The 23,520-nt window shown below is 66.6% G+C and carries 25 protein-coding genes; 14 read left to right on the forward strand and 11 right to left on the reverse strand.

Translation table 11 applies throughout. The features are described from left to right. Window positions 1–95 precede the first annotated feature (95 nt). Both ACW18B_RS17270 and ACW18B_RS17275 read right to left on the reverse strand, forming a co-directional pair. Entirely contained in the window at window positions 96–719 is a 624-nt protein-coding gene (locus tag ACW18B_RS17270; RefSeq protein ID WP_492048247.1) for a histidine phosphatase family protein, read from the reverse strand. 35 nt (window positions 720–754) lie between these two features. Next, on the reverse strand, window positions 755–1,675 hold the full coding sequence (locus ACW18B_RS17275) for a histone deacetylase family protein (RefSeq protein WP_492048248.1): 921 nt from the start codon (window positions 1,673–1,675) through the stop codon (window positions 755–757). 63 nt (window positions 1,676–1,738) lie between these two features. Here ACW18B_RS17275 and ACW18B_RS17280 point away from each other — a divergent pair, with 63 nt between their 5' ends. From ACW18B_RS17280 to ACW18B_RS17310, 7 genes are all read left to right on the forward strand, one after another. Further along, a complete protein-coding gene (locus ACW18B_RS17280; RefSeq protein ID WP_492048249.1) occupies window positions 1,739–2,266 on the forward strand; it encodes a GNAT family N-acetyltransferase in 528 nt (175 codons plus the stop codon). A 338-nt stretch (window positions 2,267–2,604) separates the two neighbouring features. Next, a complete protein-coding gene (locus tag ACW18B_RS17285; protein ID WP_492048250.1) occupies window positions 2,605–3,783 on the forward strand; it encodes a vWA domain-containing protein in 1,179 nt (392 codons plus the stop codon). 163 nt (window positions 3,784–3,946) lie between these two features. After that, on the forward strand, window positions 3,947–4,630 hold the full coding sequence (locus ACW18B_RS17290) for a TetR/AcrR family transcriptional regulator (protein WP_492048251.1): 684 nt from the start codon (window positions 3,947–3,949) through the stop codon (window positions 4,628–4,630). Window positions 4,631–4,735: 105 nt separating this feature from the next. After that, a complete protein-coding gene (locus ACW18B_RS17295; protein WP_492048252.1) occupies window positions 4,736–5,614 on the forward strand; it encodes a transglutaminase family protein in 879 nt (292 codons plus the stop codon). 31 nt (window positions 5,615–5,645) lie between these two features. Then, the gene (locus tag ACW18B_RS17300; RefSeq protein WP_492048253.1) at window positions 5,646–5,795 is read left to right on the forward strand and encodes a hypothetical protein; all 150 of its coding nucleotides are present in this window, start codon (window positions 5,646–5,648) and stop codon (window positions 5,793–5,795) included. 146 nt (window positions 5,796–5,941) lie between these two features. Further along, on the forward strand, window positions 5,942–6,754 hold the full coding sequence (locus tag ACW18B_RS17305; protein WP_492048254.1) for a hypothetical protein: 813 nt from the start codon (window positions 5,942–5,944) through the stop codon (window positions 6,752–6,754). Window positions 6,755–6,813: 59 nt separating this feature from the next. Then, window positions 6,814–8,214 (forward strand): MFS transporter, encoded by a 1,401-nt coding sequence (locus ACW18B_RS17310; RefSeq protein WP_492048255.1) that lies wholly within the window; start codon window positions 6,814–6,816, stop codon window positions 8,212–8,214. Here ACW18B_RS17310 and ACW18B_RS17315 read toward each other — a convergent pair. The 5 genes from ACW18B_RS17315 to ACW18B_RS17335 all read right to left on the reverse strand — a co-directional run bounded on the left by ACW18B_RS17315 (window position 8,211) and on the right by ACW18B_RS17335 (window position 12,750). Beyond that, complete coding sequence (locus ACW18B_RS17315) at window positions 8,211–8,507, reverse strand: UvrB/UvrC motif-containing protein (RefSeq protein ID WP_492048256.1); 297 nt, start codon at window positions 8,505–8,507, stop codon at window positions 8,211–8,213. The genes ACW18B_RS17310 and ACW18B_RS17315 overlap by 4 nt on opposite strands. 814 nt (window positions 8,508–9,321) lie before the next feature. Continuing rightward, a complete protein-coding gene (locus ACW18B_RS17320; protein WP_492048257.1) occupies window positions 9,322–10,383 on the reverse strand; it encodes a Leu/Phe/Val dehydrogenase in 1,062 nt (353 codons plus the stop codon). Window positions 10,384–10,443: 60 nt separating this feature from the next. Further along, the gene (locus ACW18B_RS17325) at window positions 10,444–11,481 is read right to left on the reverse strand and encodes an alpha/beta fold hydrolase (RefSeq protein WP_492048258.1); all 1,038 of its coding nucleotides are present in this window, start codon (window positions 11,479–11,481) and stop codon (window positions 10,444–10,446) included. Beyond that, window positions 11,478–12,062, reverse strand: a complete 585-nt coding sequence (locus ACW18B_RS17330) for a uracil-DNA glycosylase family protein (protein WP_492048259.1) — start codon at window positions 12,060–12,062, stop codon at window positions 11,478–11,480. Before ACW18B_RS17330 ends, ACW18B_RS17325 begins: the two co-directional genes overlap by 4 nt. A 55-nt stretch (window positions 12,063–12,117) precedes the next feature. Further along, the gene (locus tag ACW18B_RS17335) at window positions 12,118–12,750 is read right to left on the reverse strand and encodes a glutathione S-transferase family protein (RefSeq protein ID WP_492048260.1); all 633 of its coding nucleotides are present in this window, start codon (window positions 12,748–12,750) and stop codon (window positions 12,118–12,120) included. A 134-nt stretch (window positions 12,751–12,884) separates the two neighbouring features. On the opposite strand from ACW18B_RS17335, the gene ACW18B_RS17340 reads away from it, so the two are divergent. Beyond that, window positions 12,885–13,442 carry a DUF4287 domain-containing protein gene (locus ACW18B_RS17340; protein WP_492048261.1) on the forward strand — a complete coding sequence of 186 codons (558 nt, stop codon included), beginning with the start codon at window positions 12,885–12,887 and terminating at the stop codon, window positions 13,440–13,442. Here ACW18B_RS17340 and ACW18B_RS17345 read toward each other — a convergent pair. After that, a complete protein-coding gene (locus ACW18B_RS17345; RefSeq protein ID WP_492048262.1) occupies window positions 13,439–13,738 on the reverse strand; it encodes a DUF3253 domain-containing protein in 300 nt (99 codons plus the stop codon). The two genes, ACW18B_RS17340 and ACW18B_RS17345, sit on opposite strands and share 4 nt — an antisense overlap. Window positions 13,739–13,838: 100 nt before the next feature. Here ACW18B_RS17345 and ACW18B_RS17350 point away from each other — a divergent pair, with 100 nt between their 5' ends. Next, window positions 13,839–14,291 carry a PaaI family thioesterase gene (locus ACW18B_RS17350; protein ID WP_492048263.1) on the forward strand — a complete coding sequence of 151 codons (453 nt, stop codon included), beginning with the start codon at window positions 13,839–13,841 and terminating at the stop codon, window positions 14,289–14,291. A 124-nt stretch (window positions 14,292–14,415) separates the two neighbouring features. Here ACW18B_RS17350 and ACW18B_RS17355 read toward each other — a convergent pair whose 3' ends face one another. The 3 genes from ACW18B_RS17355 to ACW18B_RS17365 all read right to left on the reverse strand — a co-directional run bounded on the left by ACW18B_RS17355 (window position 14,416) and on the right by ACW18B_RS17365 (window position 17,503). After that, window positions 14,416–15,033: a glutathione S-transferase family protein gene (locus ACW18B_RS17355; protein WP_492048264.1), complete on the reverse strand. Its 618-nt coding sequence runs from the start codon at window positions 15,031–15,033 to the stop codon at window positions 14,416–14,418. A 67-nt stretch (window positions 15,034–15,100) separates the two neighbouring features. Beyond that, entirely contained in the window at window positions 15,101–16,381 is a 1,281-nt protein-coding gene (locus ACW18B_RS17360) for a NupC/NupG family nucleoside CNT transporter (RefSeq protein WP_492051764.1), read from the reverse strand. A 210-nt stretch (window positions 16,382–16,591) separates the two neighbouring features. Next, a complete protein-coding gene (locus ACW18B_RS17365) occupies window positions 16,592–17,503 on the reverse strand; it encodes an EF-hand domain-containing protein (protein WP_492048265.1) in 912 nt (303 codons plus the stop codon). A 335-nt stretch (window positions 17,504–17,838) separates the two neighbouring features. Here ACW18B_RS17365 and ACW18B_RS17370 point away from each other — a divergent pair, with 335 nt between their 5' ends. The 5 genes from ACW18B_RS17370 to ACW18B_RS17390 all read left to right on the forward strand — a co-directional run bounded on the left by ACW18B_RS17370 (window position 17,839) and on the right by ACW18B_RS17390 (window position 23,453). Further along, entirely contained in the window at window positions 17,839–19,032 is a 1,194-nt protein-coding gene (locus tag ACW18B_RS17370; protein ID WP_492048266.1) for an ABC transporter permease, read from the forward strand. Next, window positions 19,029–19,778 carry an ABC transporter ATP-binding protein gene (locus ACW18B_RS17375; RefSeq protein WP_492048267.1) on the forward strand — a complete coding sequence of 250 codons (750 nt, stop codon included), beginning with the start codon at window positions 19,029–19,031 and terminating at the stop codon, window positions 19,776–19,778. The genes ACW18B_RS17370 and ACW18B_RS17375 overlap by 4 nt, the downstream gene beginning before the upstream one ends. Before the next feature lie 17 nt (window positions 19,779–19,795). Continuing rightward, window positions 19,796–20,797 carry an HlyD family secretion protein gene (locus ACW18B_RS17380; RefSeq protein WP_492048268.1) on the forward strand — a complete coding sequence of 334 codons (1,002 nt, stop codon included), beginning with the start codon at window positions 19,796–19,798 and terminating at the stop codon, window positions 20,795–20,797. A gap of 216 nt (window positions 20,798–21,013) precedes the next feature. After that, window positions 21,014–21,919, forward strand: a complete 906-nt coding sequence (locus ACW18B_RS17385) for an SDR family NAD(P)-dependent oxidoreductase (protein ID WP_492048269.1) — start codon at window positions 21,014–21,016, stop codon at window positions 21,917–21,919. Between the two features lie 232 nt (window positions 21,920–22,151). Then, a complete protein-coding gene (locus ACW18B_RS17390) occupies window positions 22,152–23,453 on the forward strand; it encodes an OmpP1/FadL family transporter (protein ID WP_492048270.1) in 1,302 nt (433 codons plus the stop codon). Window positions 23,454–23,520 lie beyond the last annotated feature (67 nt).

A 23,520-nucleotide genomic window follows, 5' to 3' on the forward strand; every position in this document is an offset into this window, starting at 1 on the left:
CGCACCCTAGTGGCGCGAGAAGAGAGGGGCAACGACGGAGAGCGGGGTGAACGGAAGGAAAGTCCGAATGGCGAGGGGAAATCCCGCGAAGACGTCTAGGGCCGAGCGAAGCGCTTGACGCTCCAGTAGCCGTGACCTTCGTCAACCGACTTGCGCAGACCCTTTTTGATCAGGGATCGGGCGATCATCCAGTTGAAGAACCCGTGCGCCAGAACCAGAATATCCTGTCCGTTGGCGGAAAGCTCGATCAGCAGATCGGCCGCCTGATCCGCGCGCAGTTCGGCCTGGGCGCGGCTCTCCTGACCTGCGTGATTGTCGAAAAACCACCACCAGAACCGGGCGAAGAATCCCAGGTGGCTGGGCTTCATCCTGATCCAGGCCGGCCAGGGCGGCGGCGGCAGGGGGGCCTCGATGAACAGCGGATCAGTCGCGAAGGCGCGGCCGTCGCACACAGCCTGCGCGGTTTCGATCGAGCGGCGGCGGGTCGAGGCGATGACAGCGCCGGCATGTCGGGCGGCCTCGACCAGAGAGACCGGCGGCGTTTGACCGGGCTTCAATCCGCCGATCTCATAACGCGCCCACCATTCGCCATAAGCGGCGCTGTTGAAGCGGACCTTCCGCGACAGCGCCGGCTCGCCGTGGCGCGCCAGGGTGATGAGGCCCGACGGTGCGGGCTTGTCCTGCGCGAGGACCTGGTCGGCGTGAGTTGCGTCGGCCATGTTCCCAAAGGTGCGGAGGCTGGCCTCCGGTCCCTTCATCCCTCCTGCAGAGCGCTGACATGCGCGGCGGCTGAGCGCCCCAGCGCCTGCAGGTCGTAGCCGCCCTCGAGCGAGGAAACAATACGCCCCCGCGACCTTGCCTGGGCGACGGAGACGATCGCCCGCGTCGCCCAGGCGAAATCCTCGGCCTCGAGGTTCTGCGCCGACAGGGGATCGCGCACATGGGCGTCGAAGCCGGCCGAGACCAAAATCAGGTCGGGCGAGAAGGCGTCGACCTTGTCCATCAGGCCCGAGAAGCCCGCCCGCCAGAGTTCGGCCGAAGCCTGGGGCGGGACGATGGCGTTGGCTATATTGCCCAGCCCCGTCTCAGACGGATCACCGGTGCCGGGATACAGCGGTGACTGGTGGATCGAAGCGACAAAGACGGTCGGGTCGTTCTCGAACGCCGCCTGGGAGCCGTTGCCGTGGTGGACGTCGAAATCGACGATGGCGACGCGTTTCAAACCCGACGCCTGGGCCACGCGCGCCGCGATCGCCACGTTGGAGAACACGCAAAAGCCCATCGCCGTGGCAGGCTCGGCATGATGTCCAGGAGGACGCACCGCGCAGAAAGCCCGCCTGGCCTGGCCCGCCGCCACGCGCCGAACCGCCGCGACCGTCGCCCCGGCCGCCCGTCGCGCGGCCCTGAGACTGCCGGGCGACAGTACGGTGTCCGGATCCAGGGCGTGCTGGCCCGTGCTGGGGCCCGCGGCGAGAATCCGATCGATGAAAGCCTGTGGGTGCACCAGGGCCAGGTCGGCGAGATCGACCAGAGGCGCCTCGAGCGTTTCCAGATCCAGATTGGGATCATCCTCCAGCGCGTCGATCACCGCCCGAAGACGCTCGGGCCGCTCGGCATGGTCCGGGCCCGGCCTGTGGTCGAGCATGTCCAGATGGGTGAACAGCGTGAGGCTCATGACCTCAAGCTATCGCGGACCGCCGTTGGACGAAATGGGCCGATCAAGGTTATCACGCGCAATATGAGCCTTTCTCTCCGCCGCGCCACCGCCCTTGACGCTGATACGGTCTCCAGCCTGGGAGCCCGGACCTTCAGCCAGACCTTCGGCCACCTCTATCCGCCGCAGGATCTGGAGACCTTCCTGGCCTATGCCTATGGCCTGGAGCGGACCCGCGACAGCTTGGCGGATCCAGCCAAGGCCACCTGGCTGCTGGAAGACGACGGTGAGGCGGTCGGTTACGCCCATGCCGGTCCCTGCGATCTGCCCCATCCTGACGTCCAGCCCGGCCACGGCGAACTCAAGCGCATTTATGTGCTGAAGGAACATCAGGGCGGCGGCGAAGGCTCCAGGCTGCTGAACACCGCCCTGAACTGGCTGAACGAGTCCGGCTCGCGCACCCTCTGGATCGGGGTCTGGTCGGAAAACCTGGGAGCCCAGAAGCTGTATGGCCGGCTGGGTTTCGAGAAGGTCGGCGAATACATCTTCCCGGTCGGCGAGACCCTGGATCAGGAGTTCATCCTGAGGCGCGACTCGCCCCCTCCGCGCTGACGCGCTCCTCCCCCGGGAGGGGCAGGGCAATCGCGACCAAAACGGCTGTCATCCCGGACGAGCGCGCGGCGCGAAGATCCGGGACCGACGCCTGAGCGCCGCCTTCCAGATCGGTCCCGGATCGGCGCCCGGCTTCGCCAGGCTTGTCCGGGATGACAAATTTTTCGCGCCTGATCCCTATGCGATAGCCCTGCCCGTAGGGGGAAGATGAAACCGTCTCCCCCCTACGGGGGAGGACGACCGCGAAGCGGTCAGGAGGGGGCGAGTAACACCGCAACCAGTTGCGTCTCGATAGAGAACCCTCCACACTCCGAACATCTGTTCGAAAGTCCGCGCCGATGTTCCTTCGCTTCTTCTCCGAGCTTCGCCAGGCCAAGGTGCCGGTGTCCCTGCGCGAATATCTGATGCTGATGGAGGCCCTGGATAAGGACGTGATCGATCGCTCGGTCGAGGACTTCTATTTCCTCTCGCGCGCCACCCTGGTGAAGGACGAGAAGAACCTCGACAAATTCGACCGGGTCTTCGGCCACGTCTTCAAGGGCCTGGAAACCGTTAGTGACGGCATCGCAGCCGACATCCCGGAAGAGTGGCTCAAGGCCCTCACAGAGAAATTCCTGACCGACGAGGAGAAGGCGGCGATCGAAGCCATGGGCGGCTTCGAGAAGCTGATGGAGACCCTGCAGGAACGCCTGAAGGAACAGAAGAAACGCCACGAGGGCGGCAACAAGATGATCGGCTCGGGCGGCACCAGCCCGTTCGGCAACAACGGCTACAATCCCGAAGGCGTGCGTATCGGCCAGGACAAGAGCCGTCATGGCCGAGCCGTGAAGGTCTGGGACAAACGCGAATACAAGAACCTCGACGACAGCGTCGAACTGGGCACCCGCAACATCAAGGTCGCCCTGCGCCGCCTGCGCAAGTTCGCCCGCCAGGGCGCGGCCGAGGAACTGGACCTGAACGGCACCATCCGCGGCACGGCCGAGAAGGGCTATCTGGATATCCAGTTGCGCCCCGAGCGGCGCAACAGCATCAAGGTGCTGATCTTCTTCGACATCGGCGGCTCGATGGACGGCCATATCAAGCTCTGCGAGGAGCTGTTCAGCGCCGCCCGCACCGAGTTCAAGAACCTGGAATTCTACTATTTCCACAACTGCCTCTACGAGTCGGTGTGGAAGGACAATCGCCGCCGGCAGGTGGAGAAGATCCCGACCTGGGACGTGCTCCACAAGTTCCCCGCCGACTACAAGGTGATCTTCGTCGGCGACGCCACGATGAGCCCCTACGAGATCACCTATCCGGGCGGCAGCGTGGAACACTGGAACGAGGAGCCGGGCGCGATCTGGATGCAGCGCGTGGCCGACATCTATCAGAGCTGCATCTGGCTCAATCCCACCCCCGAACGCCACTGGGACTACACCCAGTCGATCGGCGTGATGAAGCAGTTGATGACCGACCGGATGTTCCCCCTGACCATCGAGGGCCTGGACAAGGCCATGCGGGAACTGGTGCGGGGATAGGCTTTCAAGGCCGCCGGCGCCGAACGCCCCTTCCGTAGCCTCATCCGGAGCCTAGACAATCTGGTCGCAGCGCCGGCATTTCATCAGCCTAAGGCCCATCTTGACGCTTGCGCCAATTTCGAACGCCCGTAAGACTTCCCCACGGGTAAAGGGGAATATCGTAGTGAGTCCGACCACCGACGCCGCCGCCTCGTCTCTTCATAACGACGGGGGGGTTGAGGCCGCCGAAACCGAAGCCGCGACAAAGAACCTGGTGTTCGTCGCCGCCGAACGGCTCTTCGCCTTGCATGGCTTCCAGAACGTGTCGGTGCGCGACATCACCGCCGCCGCGGGCGTAAATCTGGCCTCAGTGAACTATCACTTCGGGTCCAAGGACGCCCTGCTGTTCGAGATCTTCCGTCGTCGTACGGCGGAGCTGAACCGCGAACGCGCCCGCATGCTGCACGAGGCCAATGATCGCAACGCCGGCAAGCCGCCGGTGCGCGAGGTGCTGGCCGCCCTGCTGACCCCGCCCCTGCGCTGGCTGGCGCCGGATCATGAACGCCGCATCTCGCTGCAGTTCCTGATCCGGGCCCGTAGCGAGGGCACCGACGAGATCCGCCAGATCCTCAAAACCGACGTCTCCCATCTGCGCCGCTTCTCCGACGCCCTGCTCGCCGCCCGGCCGGACCTTTCGCCTGAAGAGGTCTATTGGCGCCTGCACTTCACGCTGGGCATGCTGCATAATAACCGGTTCGCCGAGTTCGATCGTCTGAACGTGCTGTCGGAAGGCACGACCCAGGAAGACGACGTGGAAGGCCTGCTGGCCCGCATGCTGGCCTTCGCCGAGGCCGGTTTCGCAGCCTAGACCAAGGCGCGTGAAGGCGCGCTCTGGATTGCAATCCCGGGTTAGCCATGCGCTGCATGGCTATGGTTGGGGAACGAACACGCCGCGTCAGGGTTGATCTCGCCGATGGCGCGCCTCCGGATCCTGCACGAAACGCGATACGACTATGATCGCCCGGTCAGCTTTGGCGCGCACCGCCTGCTGATCCGGCCGCGTGACAGTCACGCCCTGCGCCTTGTCGAGGCGTCCTTGAATGTCTCGCCCCCCGGGCCGACCCGCTGGGCCTATGACGCGCACGGCAACTGCGTGTGTCTGTTCAATCCCCGCGGACAGTCGAACACGCTGAGCATCATCAGCGAGCTGGTCATCGACCGCTTCCCCGCCCCGCTGTCGCCTTTGCAGATCGACAATCCCCACACCCTGACGCCGATCGTCTATGGCCGGGAGGACCACGCCACCCTGGCGCCGTTCATCGCCCCCGAGACCGACGATCCCGATGGGATCCTGCTCAAGTGGCTGCGCGGCCTGAACGAGCGGCTGGATGAACCGGCGCTGGATTTCCTGCTTCGGGTCAATTCGGTGATCCACAGCCAATTCGACTACGTCAACCGCTATGAGGAAGGCGTCCAAAGCCCGCTGGAAACCCTGACCAGCGGACAGGGCGCGTGTCGGGATCTGGCCTGGCTGATGGTCGAGGGGATGCGCCGTCTGGGCTACGCGGCCCTGTTCGCCACCGGTTACATCTATTCGCCCGGCGCGGCGCACATTCGCGGGGCCGGCGCGACCCACGCCTGGTGCGAGGTGTTCCTGCCCGATCTGGGCTGGCTGGAATTCGATCCGACCAACGGCCTGGCGGAGTCGCCGGACCTGATCCGCGTGGCGACGACCCGCACCCCGTCACAGGCCCTGCCGGTGTCGGGCGCCATCATCGGCGATCCCGGCGCGGCCAGACTTCACGTCTCCGTGGATGTCCGCTTGCTCGATGCGCGCCCAGAGGCCGCGTGATAGGGTGACGCTCCGCCAGGGAGGAAAAGCCATGACCAACGGCTTTCAAAATCAAAACCCCATGAAAACGGCTGACGGCGCCCCGAAGTCCGAGCCCAAGGCTCAGCATGGTCGCAAGCCCGACGAAGCCTGCCTGAAAATAAAGGAAAAACGGACCTTTCAACCCAGGCCCGGACACTGAGGCGGGATTAGCCACGCACGTTTGAAACACGAGCGCATACAGAATTTCACATTTACGTCTTGCGTTCGGACTGTACAGGCGCGACGCGCTTAAGCATTCTTACACTTATCGCCATCGGGGGATGCGCGCGGGGGACTTTGGAATCTATGCGAGGCTGGGCCATCTACAGCGCGCTGATCGCGACGGGCTTGGCCGTCGCCGCAACCGCGGCCACAGCGCTGTCCGTGCACGCTCCCACGCCCTATGATCAAGGCCTGACCCTGGCCGGTGGCGAGACCGTCATCGATCCCGACGCCCCGATCAGCACCGCCCGCTATGGCGACGCGCCCCGCGGGACCGCCACGTCGCCCTCGCCGATCGATCTGGCCGGCGCCCCCTCGAACACATCGCTGGCCGGCGACGCGAGCCAGGCTGCGCCCGGCAAGCCTCCCATTTTAATTGCTGAAGCCCGCGTCGCGCCACGCGAGATCCAGGCCGTATCCCAACCGCGCAGAGGCGAGACGCGCACAGGCCTACGGACACGCCCCGTGGCCCTGGCGTCCGTCAAGCCGTCGATGACCTACGCCGCTGTCGCCAAGCTGGACGCACCCGAGACGCAACCCTTCGTGCCGCAGAGCCAGCAGTCAGCGATGAAGCGCCTTTCGGTCAACGCCTCCGCCCTGATGGGCAAGGCCGGGACCTCGACACAGGATTCCCGGCGTGGCCGCTGGATGCTGTTCGCCGCCAGTTCGGGCAAGGCCCTGGGTCTGAACATGATCCGCGACTCCCTGGGCGGCTGGCGCGGGGCGGGTTGGTCTCAGGAACGTCTTGCCCGCTATGGCACGCACCAGCTTGGCCTCGGCTGGCGCAAGGACAACAAGCAGATCTCGCTCAGCGCCACGCGCCGCAAGCTTTCGGCCCAGGACTTTTCCGAAAAGGACGTCGTTTACGGCGTCACCCTGTCGATCAAGCCACGCTGAGGCTTGAGCCGGCGGCGCGCCCGGCCTAAGCCCGGGTCGTGCCGGATCCAGCGCCCTCCTTGCCCGCCTCGCCGCGCGCCACCCGGCTGATCGCGATCGCCGTGGCCAGCGCGCTGTTCATGGAGTTCATCGACTCCACCGCCCTGTCGACCGCCCTGCCCACGCTGGCCCGGGCGTTCGCCGTGGATCCGATCCATCTGAAGCTGGCCCTGACCTCCTACATTCTGGCCCTGGCCGTCTTCACCCCGGCCAGCGGCTGGGCGGCCGAGCGTTTCGGGTCACGGCGGGTGTTCATCGCGGCGATGATCGTCTTCCTGCTGGGCTCCGCCCTTTGCGGGCTGTCGCGGAACCTCGAGGCCCTGGTCGCCTCGCGCATCCTGCAGGGCCTGGGCGGTGCGATGATGACGCCGGTGGCGCGGCTGATCGTCGTGGGCTCGACACCGCGCGAAAAGCTGATCACCGCCATGGGCTGGTTCACCATGCCGGCCCTGCTGGGACCGCTGATGGGGCCGCCCTTGGCGGGTCTGGTGCTGACCGTCGCTGACTGGCCCTGGATCTTCTATCTGAACCTGCCGGTGGGCGTGCTGGGCATAATCGCGGTCAAGCGGTTCGTGCCGGCCGGGACCCGCCAGGCCGACGCCCGCTTCGACTGGACTGGCTTTCTGCTGTCGGCCACGGCGGTCAGCGGCCTGGTGATCGTGGCCGAGACGGCGGGCCTTGATCTGCTGCCTCACCCAGGCCAGATCGCGATCCTGTCGGCGGCCCTGCTGGCCGGCTGGGCCTATCTGCGCCACGCCAGGCGCGCCGCCCGGCCGATCCTCGACGTGTCCCTGATGCGATACCCGACCTTTCGCGCCAGCCTTCTGGGCGGAGCCTTCGTGCGCCTGGGCATCGGAGCCAGTCCATTCCTGCTGCCGCTGTTGCTGCAGGTGGCCCTGGGCTGGACGCCGCTGCACGCCGCCCTCGTGACCATCGCGGCCGGCGGCGGCGTCCTGCTGGCCCGTCCCGTCGCGACCTGGGCCCTGCCGCGGTTCGGCTTCCGCACCGCCCTGGCCGTGGCCCTGACCCTGACGGCGATCTTCACCGCCGCCCCGGGCTTCTTCACGGCCGCGACGCCGGTGTGGGTGATGATCGTCCTGATGACCCTGGGCGGCTTCTTCCGCTCCAACCAGTTCATCGCCGCCAACACCATCGCCTATGCCGATGTTCCCGAGCGCTCGGTGGCCGCCGCCTCGACCCTGGCGGCCGTGGCCCAACAGGTGGGGCTGGCCCTGGGCGTCAGCTTCGGAGGAGCAATGCTGCACCTGGCCCGCGGCGCCGACAACGGCGCACTGACACCCGATCGCTTCGTCCTGCCCTATCTGGCGGTGGGCGCGGTGACGATGCTGGCCCTGCCGCTCTACCTGTCGCTCGACCGCGATGCGGGCGCCAACATCAGCGGACGGCCGGCGAAACCCTAGCCCTTTCGACGCCGCCCGCCCTTCGAATGGCCGGCGGTCATCGGATCGGGCTTCCGGGGTGCCACCCAGCCTTCCGGCGGTTGATAGACCTGCTGGTCGGAGCCCAGACCCATCTTTCCGGGAACCTGTCGCGTGAAATAGGAGGCCTGGGCGGGCGCCTCGACGCCGCGCACCAGGTTGTCGCGGCGCACGCTGTCGATCTGATCGCGCAGCCTGCCCGCCGTCTCGAAATCCTCGGCGTCGACCGCTTGCTGCATCTGCCGCTTCAAGTCGTCGAGATGAGTATTGGGCATGGCGCGCTCCCGGGTCGGACTCACAAAACGCCCAAGGCGGCAAAAAGTCACCGGCCGGCTCGGATAGGGGCGTTACCCGGCGTCCCGCGAACGGAATACAAACCACGGCCTGTCGACCTCACGCGGATCACCGCTGAAGGGATGGGAAGAGCTGCGGAGCGTCCGGGCCTCGCCCGGAATATTGAGTTTTAAGTACCGTTTCGACGAAGACGAACGCTCCGCGTAGCCGTTATTCGGGAGCATCGCCGGGATTGGCGGGGTTTTAACCCGCTCCGGTAGCTAGGCCCCCGACGGGCAGGGTGTTGGCGCACCCTGGACCGCATGGGCGATTTCAGCCCATGCCTGTTGCGCGTCATCGGGCGTCGGCGAGGGGAGTTCCCGGCGGTCCGGGCCTGGCCTCAACACGGGACGGTCCTCGAGGGGTGTCCACGCTCCGCCAGACCCCGCCGGGCCTTCGACGACGGCCGACAGGCGCTACCCGCTCGACCACCCCTGCCAGTCGCAACGGTCGCCGTACGTGCGCCCTTCCCGTGCTGTCAGGTGAGATTGATTATGCGGGCGGTTTGAACGCCGGGGATTGGCGCGCTCGACTATTTTGTAGAGCGTTGATTGGGTTCAGGTTTGATCCGGAATCGACGGGGATAAACTGCGCCCAATCCCCATACTTGCCCCCTCCGCGCCTGGCGGCGCTCCTCCCCCGGAGGGGGAAGATGAAGGGCGCGGATCTCATCTTCCCCCTTCAGGGGGAGGACGACCGCGCAGCGGTCAGGAGGGGGCCTGCGGCGTTGGCCGGGAAGCTCCTCCCCCCAGCCCGCTAGGCCTTGGCCCGGGCGATCCGGGCGCGGGCGATCTCGTCGGCCACCAGATTGGCCGGGCGCTTCTCGGCGATCGACTGGTCGATGACCTCGCCCAGGGTCTGGGCCAGGCGATCCAGCTTTGTCGCCACCCAGTCGCCGTCGAACGCGCCATCGGCCGCCAGGGCCCGGATCTCGGCCGCGACATTGATGATGCCGCCGCCGTTGATGACATAGTCGGGGGCGTAGAGGATGCCGCGATCAAACACCGTCTGACCGATCATCGCGTCGGCCAGCTGGTTGTTGGCGCCGCCGGCGATGACCTTGACCTTCAGGCGCGGCAGGGTGGCGGCCGAAATCGCGCCGCCCAGGGCGCAGGGCGCGAAGACGTCGGCCTCGACATCAAAGATGGCGTCGGTCGGCACGATGGTCGCGCCGGTCCTGGCGGCCACCGCATTGAGCGCCGTCTGATTGACGTCGGCGATGATCAGCTCGGCGCCGGCCGCATGCAGCTTTTCGGCCAGATAGGCGCCGACATGGCCTACGCCCTGGATCGCCACCCGCACGCCCTTGAGGTCGCGGTTCAGGGCCCGTTCGACGCACAGGCGCACGCCGCGGAACACGCCTTCGGCGGTGACCGGCGACGGATCGCCCGACGCGGCGGCGCCGCCTTCAAGACCGGCGACATAGCGCGTGGTCTTGCGGGTGCTTTCCAGATCCGACGGCGAGACGCCGACGTCCTCGGCGGTCCAGTACGCACCGTTCAGGCTGTCGACCGCACGGCCGAAGGCTTCGAACAGTTCGGGCGTCTTCTGGCTGCGGCTGTCGCCGAGGATCACGGCCTTGCCGCCGCCAAACTCCAGGCCGGCCATGGCGTTCTTGAACGACATGCCGCGCGACAGGCGCAGGGCGTCGGTCAGGGCCGCCTCGCTGCTGCTGTAATCCCACATCCGGCAGCCGCCGGCGGCCGGACCCAGGGCGGTGGAGTGAATGGCGATGATCGACTTGAGACCGGTTTTTTCGTCGAAGAAGGTGTGGACGCCTTCATGTCCCTCAAAATCGGGGGAATCGAACAAGGTCATGCCGCTTGTCTCGCCAAAGTCAGAAAGAATTCGGCGGGGTGTACGCTCCGGCGCCCGGGCTCACAAGCCCGAAGCGGTCATCTGCGACTTTGGAACCATCGCCTCCATCGCCTTGACGGTGGACGGGATGGGCGGCGCGCCCGACGGCCAGGGCGCGGCCGGATCGCGCAGGAAGCTTTCCGCGTCGCGCCAGACCGTCCGGGCCTGACGATCGACCAGCAGCAGATGCCAGCCCTCGGCGTAGCACGCCGTGCGTTGTCCGGCCTTCAGCCGGCCTGCGGCCTCGACCGCCGGTTCCTTGGGAATGATCCGGTCATTGACCCCGTAGAAATAGGCGGTGGGAACCGCCAGTCGGCCGGTCGAGCGCCAGGCCTGCTCCATCAGCCCCACCAGCCCATAGATCGTATCGGTGCGCGCACCCCAGATCATCATCGGGTCACGGCCCATGCGGCGCAGTTCATCGAGATTGTCGCTGGGCATGACTTCGCGCACGAGCCATTCGGGCGGCTTGATCACCCAGCTTCCCACCGTGTGCGAGGTGATCCACAGGCTGGTGCGGTTGGGCAAGGGCTGCTGCGACCAGCCCCAGACGGCGGGCGAGAACAGCAGCAGCCGATCGACGACCGGCGGATCGGGATCGGTCATGGCGGCGATGGCCAGGCCGCCGCCCATGCTGACCCCGGCCAGCGCGATCCTGGCCCCCGGATGCCGCTCGCGCACCAGAGCGACGCAGGTGCGGACATCCTCGATGACCATGCCCACCGGCGCCCAGACGCCGCGCTCGGGCGAGCGGCCAAAGCCCCGCACGTCGAAGGCGTAGGTGGCGATCCCCTGCCCGGCCCACCAGTCGCCGGCCAGATGGAAGGCGTTGGCATAGTCGTTCATGCCGTGCAGGCCGATGATCACCCAGTCGGGCTCGCGCCCGACCGGCAGCCAGGTCTTCAGGCCCAGCCGGGCGCCATCGAAGCTGACGAGGTCATCGCCGTCAAAGCGCGGCCCGCGAAAGCCCAGCGGGGCCAGGTCCAGCCTCTGGGTCAGGGGCGCGCAGGCGCTCAGCGTGGCGGCGGAAGCGGTGAAGATCAGAGCCCGACGGTTCATGCGCCCAGAATGCCCGCCACACGCTCACGAAGATAGGGCGTGACCTCGTCCTCGAACCACGGATTGCGCTTCAGCCAGGCCGTGTTGCGCCAGGACGGGTGCGGCAGGGGCAGGACATTGGCGCCGAACGTGCGCCAGGCGGCGACGGTGTCGGTCATGGTCTTCCCGGCACGGTCGCCCAGCGCCCAGGCCTGGGAATAGCTGCCGACCAGCAGGGTGAGTTCCACCTGGGGCAGGCGTTCCAGCAGTTGCGCCCGCCACAGGGCCGCGCAGCGCGGCGGCGGCGGATAGTCGCCGCCCTTGGGATTGGTCCCGGGAAAGCAGAAGGCCATGGCCGCCACCCCGATTTCGGCGCGGCCATAGAAGGTCTCGCGGTCGATGCCCATCCACTGGCGCAGGCGCACCCCGGAGGGATCGTTGAACGGCAGTCCGGTCTCGTGGACCAGTCGCCCCGGCGCCTGGCCGCAGATCAGGATGCGGGTTTCAGCCGCGACCCGCACCACCGGCCGCGGCGAATGCGGCAGGTAAGGCGCGCAGGCCCGGCAGGCGGCGATGTCGGACAGGAGTGCGTCGAGGGCCATGGGCACAATCTAGGGCGCGGCGACGCCAATCCAAGCGGCGCCGCGCCGCCTGACCTTAGCCGCCCAGGAAGCCGCGCTCCTTGGCGATCACCGCCGCGAACGATGGCCGGGCCAGGATGGCGTCGGCCCAGGCCTTGGTCTTGGGCCACCTGGAAAAGTCAAAACCGCAATGGATCAGGTTGGCGAACGGGCTGGCGACGGCGATGTCGGCCAGGGTCAGCCGGTCCTCGATCAGGAAGCCCGACGCGGGGATGATCTTCTCCAGATAGTCGAGCACCGGCGGCATCTCTTCAGTCTCGGCCTTCTCGATGGCGGCCAGGTCGCCCTCGACGCCCATAAAGCGGGGGCCGACGATCTTGTTGAAGAAGATCTTGCCCGCCGCTGCGACGAAGATGGTGTCAGCGAATTCCTCGAACCAGATGGTCTTGGCGCGGGCTTTAGGCTCCAGCGGAATCAGGTTGGGCTCGGGATGGGCCGCTTCCAGATAGGTGACGATGGCGGTGGAGTCAGAGATCCTGAAATCGCCGTCCTGGAAGCCGGGGATCTTCTTGAACGGGCTGCAGTCCAGGAAGTCGGGATCAGGCTGGCCCGGCCGTCCGACCTTGTTTTCGTAGGCCAGCCCCTTTTCGGTGGCGAAGGCCATGGTCTTGCGCACGAACGGCGATAGCGACGAGCCGTGGATGATCATCGATGAACTCTCCTGAGGTTGGGGCTCATAATTCATCGATTAAGTTTCGTTTCAAGACTTAGCCTTCGGCGCGCCCCATCTTGACGCCCTTGGGCGATGGCCGTTCAGTCTTGGTCCGGCAAGGAGGCTGAGCCATGGCGGACCCGCAGATCGAGATCGCGAACATGATCGCCAATCTCGAGGCCAAGACCGGAAAAACCCTCGCGACCTGGATCGCCGCCGTACGGGCTAGCGGACACGAGAAGCACAAGGCTGTCGTCGACTGGCTGAAGGCCGAGCACGGCCTGGGTCATGGCTACGCCAATATGGTCGCACACAAGACTTTCGCCTCTGATGCCGGCTCAAGCGAGGACGAGGCCCTGGTGGAGGCCATGTTTGCGGGACCGAAGGCCGCCATGCGGCCGGTCTATGAGCAAGTGGCGGCGATCGTCGAGGCTTTGGAGGGCGCCAGTTTCGCCCCCAAGAAGACCTATGTCAGCTTCCGGCGCGCCAAGCAGTTTGGCCTGGCGCAGCCCTCGACCAAGGACCGTCTGGACCTGGGTCTGAACCTCAAGGGCGTGGCGCCGGCCGGCCGGCTGGAGGCCTCGGGGTCGTTCAACGCCATGGTCAGCCATCGCGTGCGTCTGGCCTCGCCCGACGACGTGGACGCCGAGGTCGCGTCCTGGATCCGGAAGGCCTGGGAAGGCGCCTAGCCTTCGTCGTCCTCGACGTCATCGACCGGCGTCTCGAACGTGCTCGGATCGCCCGGCAGGCGGGTGCGCAGGCGATAGACGCCGCGGAATTTGTCCGGATCGACCGGCTTGTTATGACGCAGGATGACGATCGTTCCGGCCTTGGCCAGCTCGATAGCGTTGGTCCGCACATGGCCCAGCAGGCGCTGCCAGCGCTCGGGTTCCACGGCCTTGGCGACCGACATGGGGTCGATGGACTTGCCGTCCGGCAGGCCGGCCAGTTGCGAAAGGATGATGTCTTGGATCGGGGAAGTCATGGGCGGCTCCATGCCATGGATCGTCGCCTTACGCGAGGGACGGCTTGCGCGCCTTTCGCCGCGCCTCTAGCTCAGGGCGGCACACAAGGGGATGACGTTCATGGACGGCGGTAGTGAGGCGCCCGGCGGGCCACGCCTGGTCGAGACCGGCGACTGGGCCGGCTGGCGCACCTGGTCGGGGCTGGATCCGTTCGAGGATCAGGCCGGGCCGTTCTACTTCAAGGAAGACGAGGCCGGCGTGGTGACCACCGCCTTCCGGGCCGAGCCCCGCCATATGAACGGCGGCGGCTTCATGCACGGCGGCTGCATGCTGACCTTCGCCGACTTCTCGCTGTTCGCGATCGCGCACAGGGTGATGGCGGGACAACATGGCGTGACGGTCAGCCTGAACGGAGACTTCATGGGCCCCGCCCAGCCGGGTGATCTGGTGACGGCCACCGGCGAAGTCTCCAAGGCCGGCGGTTCGCTGCTCTTCGTGCGCGGCGTGGTGTCGACGGGCGGCGCGCCGATGCTGGGCTTTTCCGGCGTGATCAAGAAGATCCGGGCGCGGTAGGCGCTGGCCCCCTACGGATCGCTTCGCGATCGTCTTCCCCCGGAGGGGGAAGATGAAACGCGCCGACCTTCATCTTCCCCCTCCGGGGGAAGAGCGCCGAAGGCGCGGAGGGGGCAAGTGGTCGCTACACCCCCGCCTTGGCCGCCGGCCGGTCCATCATCGCCGTCAGCCAGCGTCCCACATTCTCCAGCTCCGCAGCGGGCCGGAACTTGACCATCCGGGCGAAGTCGATGCCGGTAACGGCCAGGATGTCGGCGATCGTCACGCGATCGGCCGCGATGAATTCGCTCTCGGCCAGGCGGCGATCAAACACCTTCAGCGCCCGTTCCGCGGCCTTGCGGTTGGTGTCGGCGATCTCGGGGACCTGGGTCTCGATGGCGGCCAGGGCCGGATGGGCGTGGCGCACGGCCATCATCAGCGGCGTCGACAGCAGCATCTCGGCCCGTCGGGTCCACATCTCGATGACCGCGGTTTCCAGCGGATCGCGGCCGAACAGGTTCGGCTCGGGATAGACGCTTTCCAGATAGCGGCAGATGGCCACCGACTCGGTGATCGTGGTGGCCCCGTCGATCTCCAGCGCCGGCACATTGGGCAGGCCGGCCTTGGCGAGGTAGTCGGGGGTGCGATGCTGGCCGCCGAAGATGTCGATATCGACGATCTCGATATCCTCGATCCCCTTCTCGGCCATGAACCAGCGCACGCGACGCGGATTGGGGGCGCGGCGGCTGTCATAGAGCTTCATACGAAAATCCTCCCGGCTTTTGACCGGGAGGATGATGGGTTTTCGCAGCGGAAGGAAAGGCCCGAGCTTAGAGCCCGAACAGCGCCCTCGGCATCAGGCCGATCAGCGAGCCGGTCAGGCAGGTGGCGAGGAAACCCGCCATCATCGCCTTCCAGACCAGGCTCAGAACTTCCTGGCGGCGGTGAGGCACCAGCACACTGAAGCCGGCCACGTTCATGCCGACCGAACCGACATTGGCGAAGCCGCACAGGGCGTAGGTCATGATCATCCGCGTGCGCTCGTCCAGCAGGGTCACGCCGGTCTTGGACAGCTGGATGAAGGCCGTGAACTCGGTGAGGATCAGCTTGACCCCCAGCAGGCCGCCGGCGGTGCCGGCTTCCTTCCAGGGAATGCCCATCGACCAGGCCAGGGGCGCGAAGACCACGCCCAGGCCGCGGGCGATGCTCAGCGGCTGGCCGCCGACCATCGGCATGACGCCCAGGATCTTGTCGACCATGGTGGCCAGGGCGACAAAGACGATCAGGGTCGCGCCGACGTTCAGGGCGATCTGCAGACCGTCGGTCGTGCCCTTCATCACCGCGTCGATGGCGCTGCCATAGGTCTTGTCCTCGGTCGCCAGATCCAGATCAGCGCCCTTCTCCATCGGGTCGGCCGGCACGATGATCCGCGCCAGCAGCACGCCGGCCGGGGCCGAGATGATCGAGGCGGTCAGGACGTGGGCGGCGGCGTTGGGCAGGACGTCGGCCAGGATGGTGGCGTAGGCGACCATGGTCGAGCCGCTGACGCAGGCCATGCCGACCGCGATCAGCATGAACAGCTCCGAACGCGAGAGCTTGTCGAGATAGGCGCGGATGAAGATCGGGCCTTCGATCTGGCCCATGAAGATGGTGGCGGCGGTGGCCAGGGCGGGCGGGCCGCGCAGGCCCAGGGTCTTCTGGAAGACGAAGCCGAAGCCCCGCGCCGCCAGCTTCAGGATCCCCCAGTGCCACAGCAGCGCCGACAGGGCGCAGACCACCAGGATCACCGGCATCACCCGGAAGGCGAAGACGAAGGCCGCGCCGGGATTGGCGGCGTTAAAGGCCTGATCGCCGCCGGCCAGGAAGCCGAACACGAAGGCGGTGCCGGCCTGGGACGACGAGGCGAGCCCTTCGACCGCGCCGTTGACGCCGCGCATCATCGCCTGGGCCTGGGGCAGTCCGAACAGCAGTAGCACCAGACCGACCTGGACGATGATCGCCCCGAGGGCCAGCACCCAGGGGAAACGCTTGCGATTTTCGGAAACCAGCCAGCAAAGGCCGAGGGTGAGCGCCAGACCCGCCAGGGCCTGAACGTTCTCGGGAAGAAAGATCAAGACGGAAGAACCTTTGAACTAGGTGACGCCCCCGCGACGTCGGCCAAGTGGCGAGATTGACACCAAGTTTACGCCTCTAGGCAAGCGCCTTGCGCGGCGCGGCCCGAAGGAATGGCGCTTTGCCGGGTTGTAAGGCGGCGCTTACCACCCTGGACCGCGTCATCCCGGCGCCCGGCCAGCCGGGGCCACCGGGATGACGCCTGTGGCCTAGGCCGTCGCGCTGACGGTCGAGCCGGAGCTCGACCTGGACGCCAGGGCGCTGTCGAGTTGCGCCAGAAGCTTGCTCATCAGGTCCGAAGCCAGGGTGGAGCTGGAGAGCACGCTGGACAGGGTCGAGGCGCTGTCCGTGGACGTCGAGGACGTTTTGGCGGCGTCCAGCATGTCGGCGAACTCCGAGCCCGAAAGCGCGCCGTCGCCGTCCGAGTCGCTGGCCGAGATCAGATCGGCGGCGGCCGAGGCGGCATCCGTCGAGTCGGTGTCGGCGGCCGCCAGTTCGGAGGCCGAGACCGTGCCGTCCTGATTGGTGTCGAGCGCCTCGAACACACCGCTGGAACCCGTCGCGCTGGCCGAGGACGACGCGCCCCCCTCGCCGCCCGACGGCGGAGGACCCGGCGGCGGACCGCGCATGCCCTGCATCGCCGACTGCGCGGTTTGCGCGGCCGTCAGCCCGCTGGTGATCTCGTCGGACGACAAGGAGCCGTCGCTGTCGGTGTCGAGGGCCGAGATCATGTCGCTGGCCATCTGGTCTTCCAGCCCGAGGCCCTCGGCGCCGGCCGGGGCGTTGGCCGACAGCGCCGAAGCGATCTCGTCGGCCGACAACAGCCCGTCGCTGTTGCTGTCGCCGCTGGTCAGGATCGAACCGGAGTCCGAGCCCAGCATCTGCACCGACATCAAGGAGCGCAGTGTGTCACCGCTGAAATTGGCGGCCCCGTTGCTGGACCCCGTCAAGGCCGAAGCGGTGGAGCTTTTGCCGCCCCCCTGCACATTCTGCCCAATGGACTGGAACTCGCTGAGCGACAGCGAGCCATCGCTATCGGCGTCGGCGGTCTTGAACAGCGACTGCTGAAGCTGTTGCAGTTGCTGGGTTAGGCTAGAGGAACCGACACTGGAGACGGTCATCGAACTCTCCTTTCTCGTTTCTGCGCTTTGACCGAATGACCAGAGCGCCTGCGCCGGAGGATCCGACACGGTGCAAGGGGAGCGAAAAACATTCCAAGTTTCAGTATGTTGCAGTTTGGAAATGCTTCGAAGGCCTGAACGAAGCCCCAGCCTTCGCCGGCGGCGATCCTGGGCGCTTCAGGCTGCTTCCAAGGCCGCGGAGACGGCAAGACCCGCTCATGACCCAAGCGGCCGGCGATCAGATCGCCCCCTGAAAAAGCCTTACCCCGATTTAACTTGGCCGTTTCGCGATCACCGTTATTGCTGCAACTCTGAATTGGGGGAGCGTAGTTCGCATGTCGCTGGCCTTGGCCACCTTGTTGTACGAGTGGCGTCGATATATGGCGGCCGTTGTCGCCCTGGCGTTCTCGGGCCTGCTGGTGCTGGCCCAGGTCGGCATGTTCGTCGGCATCGGCAAGGGCTTCACCGCCCAGATCGACCGGGCCCGCGCTGACATCATGGTGCTGGGTCCCGGCGCCAAGGCGCTGTTCGGCGGCCCCTCGGGCCTGCCCCGCCGCATGATCCCCCTGGTTTACAGCCACCCCGAAGTGACCCAGGTCGCGCCGCTCGACGGGTCTGGCGGTCGCTTCCAGAACATCCTGACACCCGAGGAGCAGGCCAAGATGGAGGCCCGCGCCAAGACGGGCGGCAAGGGCGCCGGCGGCGGCGGACGCAAGACCGAGTTCGTCAATGTCACGGTGATCGACGCCATCCCCGGCTATGTCACCGTGCCCACCGACTACACCCAGCCGATGGTCGAGGCCCTGCGTCGTCCCTATGCCGTGGCCGTCGACCAGACCGCGCTGAAGCGCCTGGGCGTCAAGAAGGGCGACAAGGCCATCTATAACGGCAAGACCATCAATATCGCCGTGGTCACCACCGGCTATCCCAACATCATCCAGCCCACCCTGGTGATGTCGCGCGACACCCTGCGGATGCTGGGCGAGGCCGACACCGGCCAGCGTGTGGGTCCGCTGATGGTGCAGATCCGCGACCCGGCCCGGGCCGAGGTCGTCGCCGCCCAGCTCAACAAGAAGGCCGACGGCAAGTTCCGCGCCTGGACCCGCCAGGAACTGGCCGACGCCAATTCCAGCGCCATGCTGGACGACCAGATCATCGGCATCATGCTGGGCTTCTCGGCCTTTCTGGGCCTGCTGATCGGCGTGGCCATCACCTGGCAGACCCTGCGCGGCGCGATCATGGCCAATATCAAGGAGTTCGCCTCCCTGCGCGCCCTGGGCGTGTCGATGGGCGACCTGCGCAACATCGTCATGGAGCTCAGCTTCTGGGTCGGCATCGTCGGGGTCGGCGCCGCCGGCCTGCTGACCTGGCTGGTCACCCTGCTGGCCAGCGCCGGCGGCGTGCCGATGTATTTCCCGCCCAGCCTGATCGTCATCGTCGCCGTCTTCCTGGTGGTCATCGCCATGCTCTCCGGCTTCCTGTCGCTGGGCATCCTGAAGAACAGCCAACCTGCGGACCTGCTGCGATGAGCAACGATCACAGCCACAAACGCGGCGAGAGCGCCCTGTCCGCCCACGGCATCGTCAAGCGGTTCAAGACCGGCCGCACCTTCATCGAGGTGCTCAAGGGCGTGGACTTCGACGCCAAGCACGGCGACGTGACCATGGTCATGGGTCCCTCGGGTTCGGGCAAGTCGACCCTGGTGGCCGCCCTTTCGGGCCTGCTGAAGCCTGACGAAGGCAAGGTCTCGGCCCTGGAAGCCAAGGACCTCTGGTCGCTGTCCAGCGGCAAGATCGACAAGTTCCGCCTGGATCACTGCGGCTTCATCTTCCAGGGCTTCAACCTGTTCCCGGCCCTCACGGCCAAGCAGCAGGTGATGACCGTCCTGAAGTACCAGGACATCGGTCCGGGCGAGGCCTCGCGCCGCGCCCAGGCGGCCCTGGAGTCAGTGGGACTTGGCCCGCGCGTCAACCAGCGCCCGTCTGAACTGTCCGGCGGAGAGAAGCAGCGCGTCGCCATCGCCCGCGCCCTGGCCAAGAACCCCAACCTGATCTTCGCCGACGAACCGACCTCGGCCCTCGACGGCAAGAGCGGTGAAACGGTGATCAAGCTGCTGCGCGCCGCCGCCACCGAGCGCGGCGCGGCGGTGATCTGCGTGACCCACGACCCGCGGCTGGAGGCTTATGCCGACCGCGTCATCCACATCGAAGACGGCCGGATCCTGGACGACGTGCGTAGAACGCCCGACGCCAACCCCGCGTCGCTCAGCCACTGATTTCTGGGGGAATTTACATGTTCGGCTTTCTGCGCCGCCCGATGTTCTGGATCATCATCGTCGTGCTCGCCGTCGGCGGCGGCGGCTTCTTCTATATGAAGGGCCAGGCCGCCGAGAAGAAGAAGAAGCTCGAGGTGGCCGCGGCTCAGGAAGAGCCCTCCCCCTACGCGGCCATCGCCAACGGCAAGGCTGACGTCGAAGGCGGCGTCATCCAGGTGGCCGCGCGCCGGCAGGGCATCGTCCGCGAAGTGTTCGTGCAGGAAGGCGACGTTGTCGTCGCCGGCCAGCCGCTGGCCAAGCAGGAAGACGACGAGCCGCGCCTGGCCGCCCAGACCGCCTCGGCCAACCTGGCCTCGGCCAAGGCCCAGCTGGCGCTGTATCAGGTGCAGCAGCGCACCGCCCAGCGCGAGTACAAGCGTCTGCAGGGCCTGGCGCCGTCCAATTTCGTGGCCGGTCAGAAGCTTGACGGCGCGCGCGACCAGATCTCTCAGGCCGAAGCCAATATCGGAGCCCAGCGCGCCGCCATCAGCGTGGCGACCGCCCAGCTCGACCAATCGAAGTACCAGCAGGAGCTGACGGTGATCCGCGCGCCGGCCAATGGCCGTATCGCCCGTCGCTACGCCAATCCCGGCGCCGGCGCCTCGACCCTGAACGTCACCTCGATGTTCGACCTTGAGCCCGACACCCAGCGCATCGTCCGCGCCGAGATCGTCGAGGCCGACATCCCCAATGTCAAAACCGGTCAGGAAGTCGAGATCACCCCGGAAAGCGATCCCGACAAGGTGTTCCTGGGCAAGGTCCTGCGCCGAGCCGCCGTGTTCGGGGCCCGCAAGCTGGCCTCCGACGATCCCAGCCAGCGCAGCGACGAGCGCGTGGTCGAGGTGGTGGTCAGCGCCGACGGCGCCCCGCTGCTGGTCGGCCAGCGCGTGCTGGTCAAGTTCATGAAGCCCGGCCAGAAGGCCGGCTTGAAGCGCGACAAGCCGGCGCAGCCGGTGGGCGGCGGGATGAGCAAGAAGTAGTAGAAAGACCCTTCTCCCCTTGCGGGAGAAGGTGGTCCGCAGGACCGGATGAGGGGTTGCTCGGCATGACCGGTGTGACCCCTCACCCGACCCCGGCTCCGCCGGGGCCACCCTCTCCCGCGAGGGGAGAGGGATCAGAACAGCCACCCTTGACGCCTCCCCTCCCGCGCCGCACAAACGCGCCAAACCAAACACGCGTTTGAGGGAGACTAAGGCATGTCGGACATCCGTTTTGACGGCAAGGTGGCGATCGTGACCGGCGCGGGCGGCGGCCTTGGCCGACAGCACGCCCTGGAACTGGCCCGTCGCGGCGCCAAGGTGGTGGTCAATGACCTGGGCGGCAGCGTCGACGGCTCGGGCGGCTCGTCCGACGCGGCGATGAAGGTCGTCGAGGAGATCAAGGCGGCCGGCGGCGAAGCCATCGCCCATGGCGCCTCGGTGACCGACGACGCCGGCGTCGCGGCCATGGTCAAGACCACCATGGATGCGTGGGGCCGCATCGACATCCTGATCGCCAACGCCGGCATCCTGCGCGACAAGACCCTGACCAAGATGGAACTGGCCGACTTCGAGGCGGTCATGCAGGTCCACGTCTGGGGCACCTTCAAGCCGATCAAGGCGGTGTGGGACATCATGAAGGCCCAGAACTACGGCCGCATCGTCGTCACCACCTCGTCGTCGGGCATGTACGGCAACTTTGGCCAGTCCAACTATGGCGCGGCCAAGATGGCGGTGCTGGGCCTGATGAATACGCTCAAGCTGGAAGGCCAGAAGAACAACGTCCACATCAACGCCATCAGCCCTGTCGCGGCCACCCGCATGACCGAGGGCCTGATGCCGCCTGAAGTGCTGGCCAAGCTGGCGCCCGAGGCCGTGACGCCAGGCGTCGTCTATCTGGCGTCAGACGAAGCCCCCACCGGCGCGATCCTGACCGCCGGCGCCGGCGCCTTCGCCCTGTCGCGGATCTATGAGACCGAAGGCGTCTATCTCAGCGACGGCGATCTCTCGGCCGAAGGGGTGCGCGACCACTGGAGCCAGATCACCGACGAAGCAGGCCAGAAAGCTTATTTCAATGGCGGCGAGCAGGGTCAGAAGTTCTTCCGCAAGATGTCGGGCGGTTAAAGATAGTTCTGGTATGAAAGTGACACTCGCGTAGCCACATTCTCGCCATTACTGACATAACAGCGATTGAAGCGGGGCCTCACGGCCCCGTTTCTTTGACCGCTCGAACAAAATTCATCATTCCGCGAAAAAATAGCAACGGTTTCTGACACAGTACGTTAAACGCGGCGCTCCTCAAGCGCCGTAAGGCGCTTGGCGGTCTTCTCCTCCCCAAGAAGGTCTCGTCAGTCCCATGTCTATTTCGCGTAACAGCCTCGCCGCTGGCGTGGCCTTCGGCGTTCTCATCGCCGCCACCCAGGCCTCGGCTTCGGCCTTCTATATCCAGGAACAATCGGTGCGCGGCACGGGCCGGGCCTATTCCGGCGAAGTCGCCGACACCGGCGTCGCCAGCCTGTGGTGGAACCCCGCCGCGATCGCCGGCGTCGAGCACGCCGAAGTCTATGGCGGCCTGCACAGCATCGTGATCTCGTCGCAAGCCAACAACAACGGCTCGACCATCACCCGGCCTGGCCAGGCCACCACCGCGATCAGCGGCGACGACCGCGCCAGCAATCCGCTGCTCAGCGGCTTGGTGCCCAATCTGGGCGGCGCCTGGCGCCTGAACGACAAGATCGTCGTGGGTCTCTCGACCGCCGCGCCCTACAATTTCACCACCAAGTACGGCTCCAACAGCGTCGCGCGATATGACGCGCTGAAGTCGCGCCTGAACTCGGTGGATATTCAAGGCACGGTCGCCTATCGCCTGAACGACAAGCTCGACCTGGGCGTCGGCGTCAGCGCCCAATATATGGACGCCAACCTGACCAACGCCCTGCCGCAGATCTCCCCGCTGCTGGCCGACACCGGCCGCCAGGCGCTGACCGGCGATGGTTGGGACTATGGCTGGAGCGCGGGCGCGCAATATCACCCGACCTCGAACCTGACCTTCGGCGCCAGCTATCGCTCCAAGATCGAGCACAACCTGAAGGGCAAGATTGACGTCTCGGGCCTGGCCAGCCTGCTGGCGGCCAGCAATGGCTCGTTCGACGGCGAGGCCAACATCACCACGCCCTGGATCGCCACCGTCGGCGGTCGCTGGACCGTGATGCCCAAGACCACCCTGAACGCTTCGGTCAGCCGGATCGGCTGGAGCGAATTTGACGCCATCCGCGTCACCCGCGCAGCGGGCACGTCGGTGATCGAACAAAACTACAAGGACGTCACCACGGTGTCCGTTGGCGTGGACTACCAGTACAGCCCGCGCCTGACTCTGCGCGCCGGCGTGCAGAAAGACCCGACCCCGACCCCGGACGTCGGCCGCACCGCCCGCGTGCCGGACGGCGATCGCATGATGTACTCGACCGGCGCCACCTGGGCGGCCAAGCCGAACCTGAACCTGGACGTCGCGGCGACCTATATCGACTTCGCCAGCAGCAAGATCGACCGCACCGACGTCGCCTATGCGGGCACCGCCGCCGCTACGACGACCTCGCTCCAAGCCGCCGCCACAGGCTCGGGCATCGTGCTGTCGGCCGGCGCACGCTACAGCTTCTAGAGTTGACGTAAGCTTGAACTAGAAAAGCCGCCCGGAGCGATCCGGGCGGCTTTTTCTTGAGTTCAGG

Source organism: Caulobacter sp. FV2ps19, assembly GCF_058681035.1.

What these genes read in the sequence shown, in the direction of transcription:
- ACW18B_RS17330 (WP_492048259.1), bottom strand. Translation starts at nt 12,062, where the DNA reads ATGGCCCTCGACGCACTCCTGTCCGACATCGCCGCCTGCCGGGCCTGC.
- ACW18B_RS17365 (WP_492048265.1), bottom strand. Translation starts at nt 17,503, where the DNA reads ATGACCGTCTCCAGTGTCGGTTCCTCTAGCCTAACCCAGCAACTGCAA.
- ACW18B_RS17280 (WP_492048249.1), top strand. Translation starts at nt 1,739, where the DNA reads ATGAGCCTTTCTCTCCGCCGCGCCACCGCCCTTGACGCTGATACGGTC.
- ACW18B_RS17355 (WP_492048264.1), bottom strand. Translation starts at nt 15,033, where the DNA reads ATGAAGCTCTATGACAGCCGCCGCGCCCCCAATCCGCGTCGCGTGCGC.
- ACW18B_RS17285 (WP_492048250.1), top strand. Translation starts at nt 2,605, where the DNA reads ATGTTCCTTCGCTTCTTCTCCGAGCTTCGCCAGGCCAAGGTGCCGGTG.
- ACW18B_RS17315 (WP_492048256.1), bottom strand. Translation starts at nt 8,507, where the DNA reads ATGCCCAATACTCATCTCGACGACTTGAAGCGGCAGATGCAGCAAGCG.
- ACW18B_RS17295 (WP_492048252.1), top strand. Translation starts at nt 4,736, where the DNA reads ATGGCGCGCCTCCGGATCCTGCACGAAACGCGATACGACTATGATCGC.
- ACW18B_RS17305 (WP_492048254.1), top strand. Translation starts at nt 5,942, where the DNA reads ATGCGAGGCTGGGCCATCTACAGCGCGCTGATCGCGACGGGCTTGGCC.
- ACW18B_RS17370 (WP_492048266.1), top strand. Translation starts at nt 17,839, where the DNA reads ATGTCGCTGGCCTTGGCCACCTTGTTGTACGAGTGGCGTCGATATATG.
- ACW18B_RS17340 (WP_492048261.1), top strand. Translation starts at nt 12,885, where the DNA reads ATGGCGGACCCGCAGATCGAGATCGCGAACATGATCGCCAATCTCGAG.
- ACW18B_RS17375 (WP_492048267.1), top strand. Translation starts at nt 19,029, where the DNA reads ATGAGCAACGATCACAGCCACAAACGCGGCGAGAGCGCCCTGTCCGCC.
- ACW18B_RS17390 (WP_492048270.1), top strand. Translation starts at nt 22,152, where the DNA reads ATGTCTATTTCGCGTAACAGCCTCGCCGCTGGCGTGGCCTTCGGCGTT.
- ACW18B_RS17270 (WP_492048247.1), bottom strand. Translation starts at nt 719, where the DNA reads ATGGCCGACGCAACTCACGCCGACCAGGTCCTCGCGCAGGACAAGCCC.
- ACW18B_RS17275 (WP_492048248.1), bottom strand. Translation starts at nt 1,675, where the DNA reads ATGAGCCTCACGCTGTTCACCCATCTGGACATGCTCGACCACAGGCCG.
- ACW18B_RS17335 (WP_492048260.1), bottom strand. Translation starts at nt 12,750, where the DNA reads ATGATCATCCACGGCTCGTCGCTATCGCCGTTCGTGCGCAAGACCATG.
- ACW18B_RS17380 (WP_492048268.1), top strand. Translation starts at nt 19,796, where the DNA reads ATGTTCGGCTTTCTGCGCCGCCCGATGTTCTGGATCATCATCGTCGTG.
- ACW18B_RS17300 (WP_492048253.1), top strand. Translation starts at nt 5,646, where the DNA reads ATGACCAACGGCTTTCAAAATCAAAACCCCATGAAAACGGCTGACGGC.
- ACW18B_RS17385 (WP_492048269.1), top strand. Translation starts at nt 21,014, where the DNA reads ATGTCGGACATCCGTTTTGACGGCAAGGTGGCGATCGTGACCGGCGCG.
- ACW18B_RS17345 (WP_492048262.1), bottom strand. Translation starts at nt 13,738, where the DNA reads ATGACTTCCCCGATCCAAGACATCATCCTTTCGCAACTGGCCGGCCTG.
- ACW18B_RS17350 (WP_492048263.1), top strand. Translation starts at nt 13,839, where the DNA reads ATGGACGGCGGTAGTGAGGCGCCCGGCGGGCCACGCCTGGTCGAGACC.
- ACW18B_RS17320 (WP_492048257.1), bottom strand. Translation starts at nt 10,383, where the DNA reads ATGACCTTGTTCGATTCCCCCGATTTTGAGGGACATGAAGGCGTCCAC.
- ACW18B_RS17325 (WP_492048258.1), bottom strand. Translation starts at nt 11,481, where the DNA reads ATGAACCGTCGGGCTCTGATCTTCACCGCTTCCGCCGCCACGCTGAGC.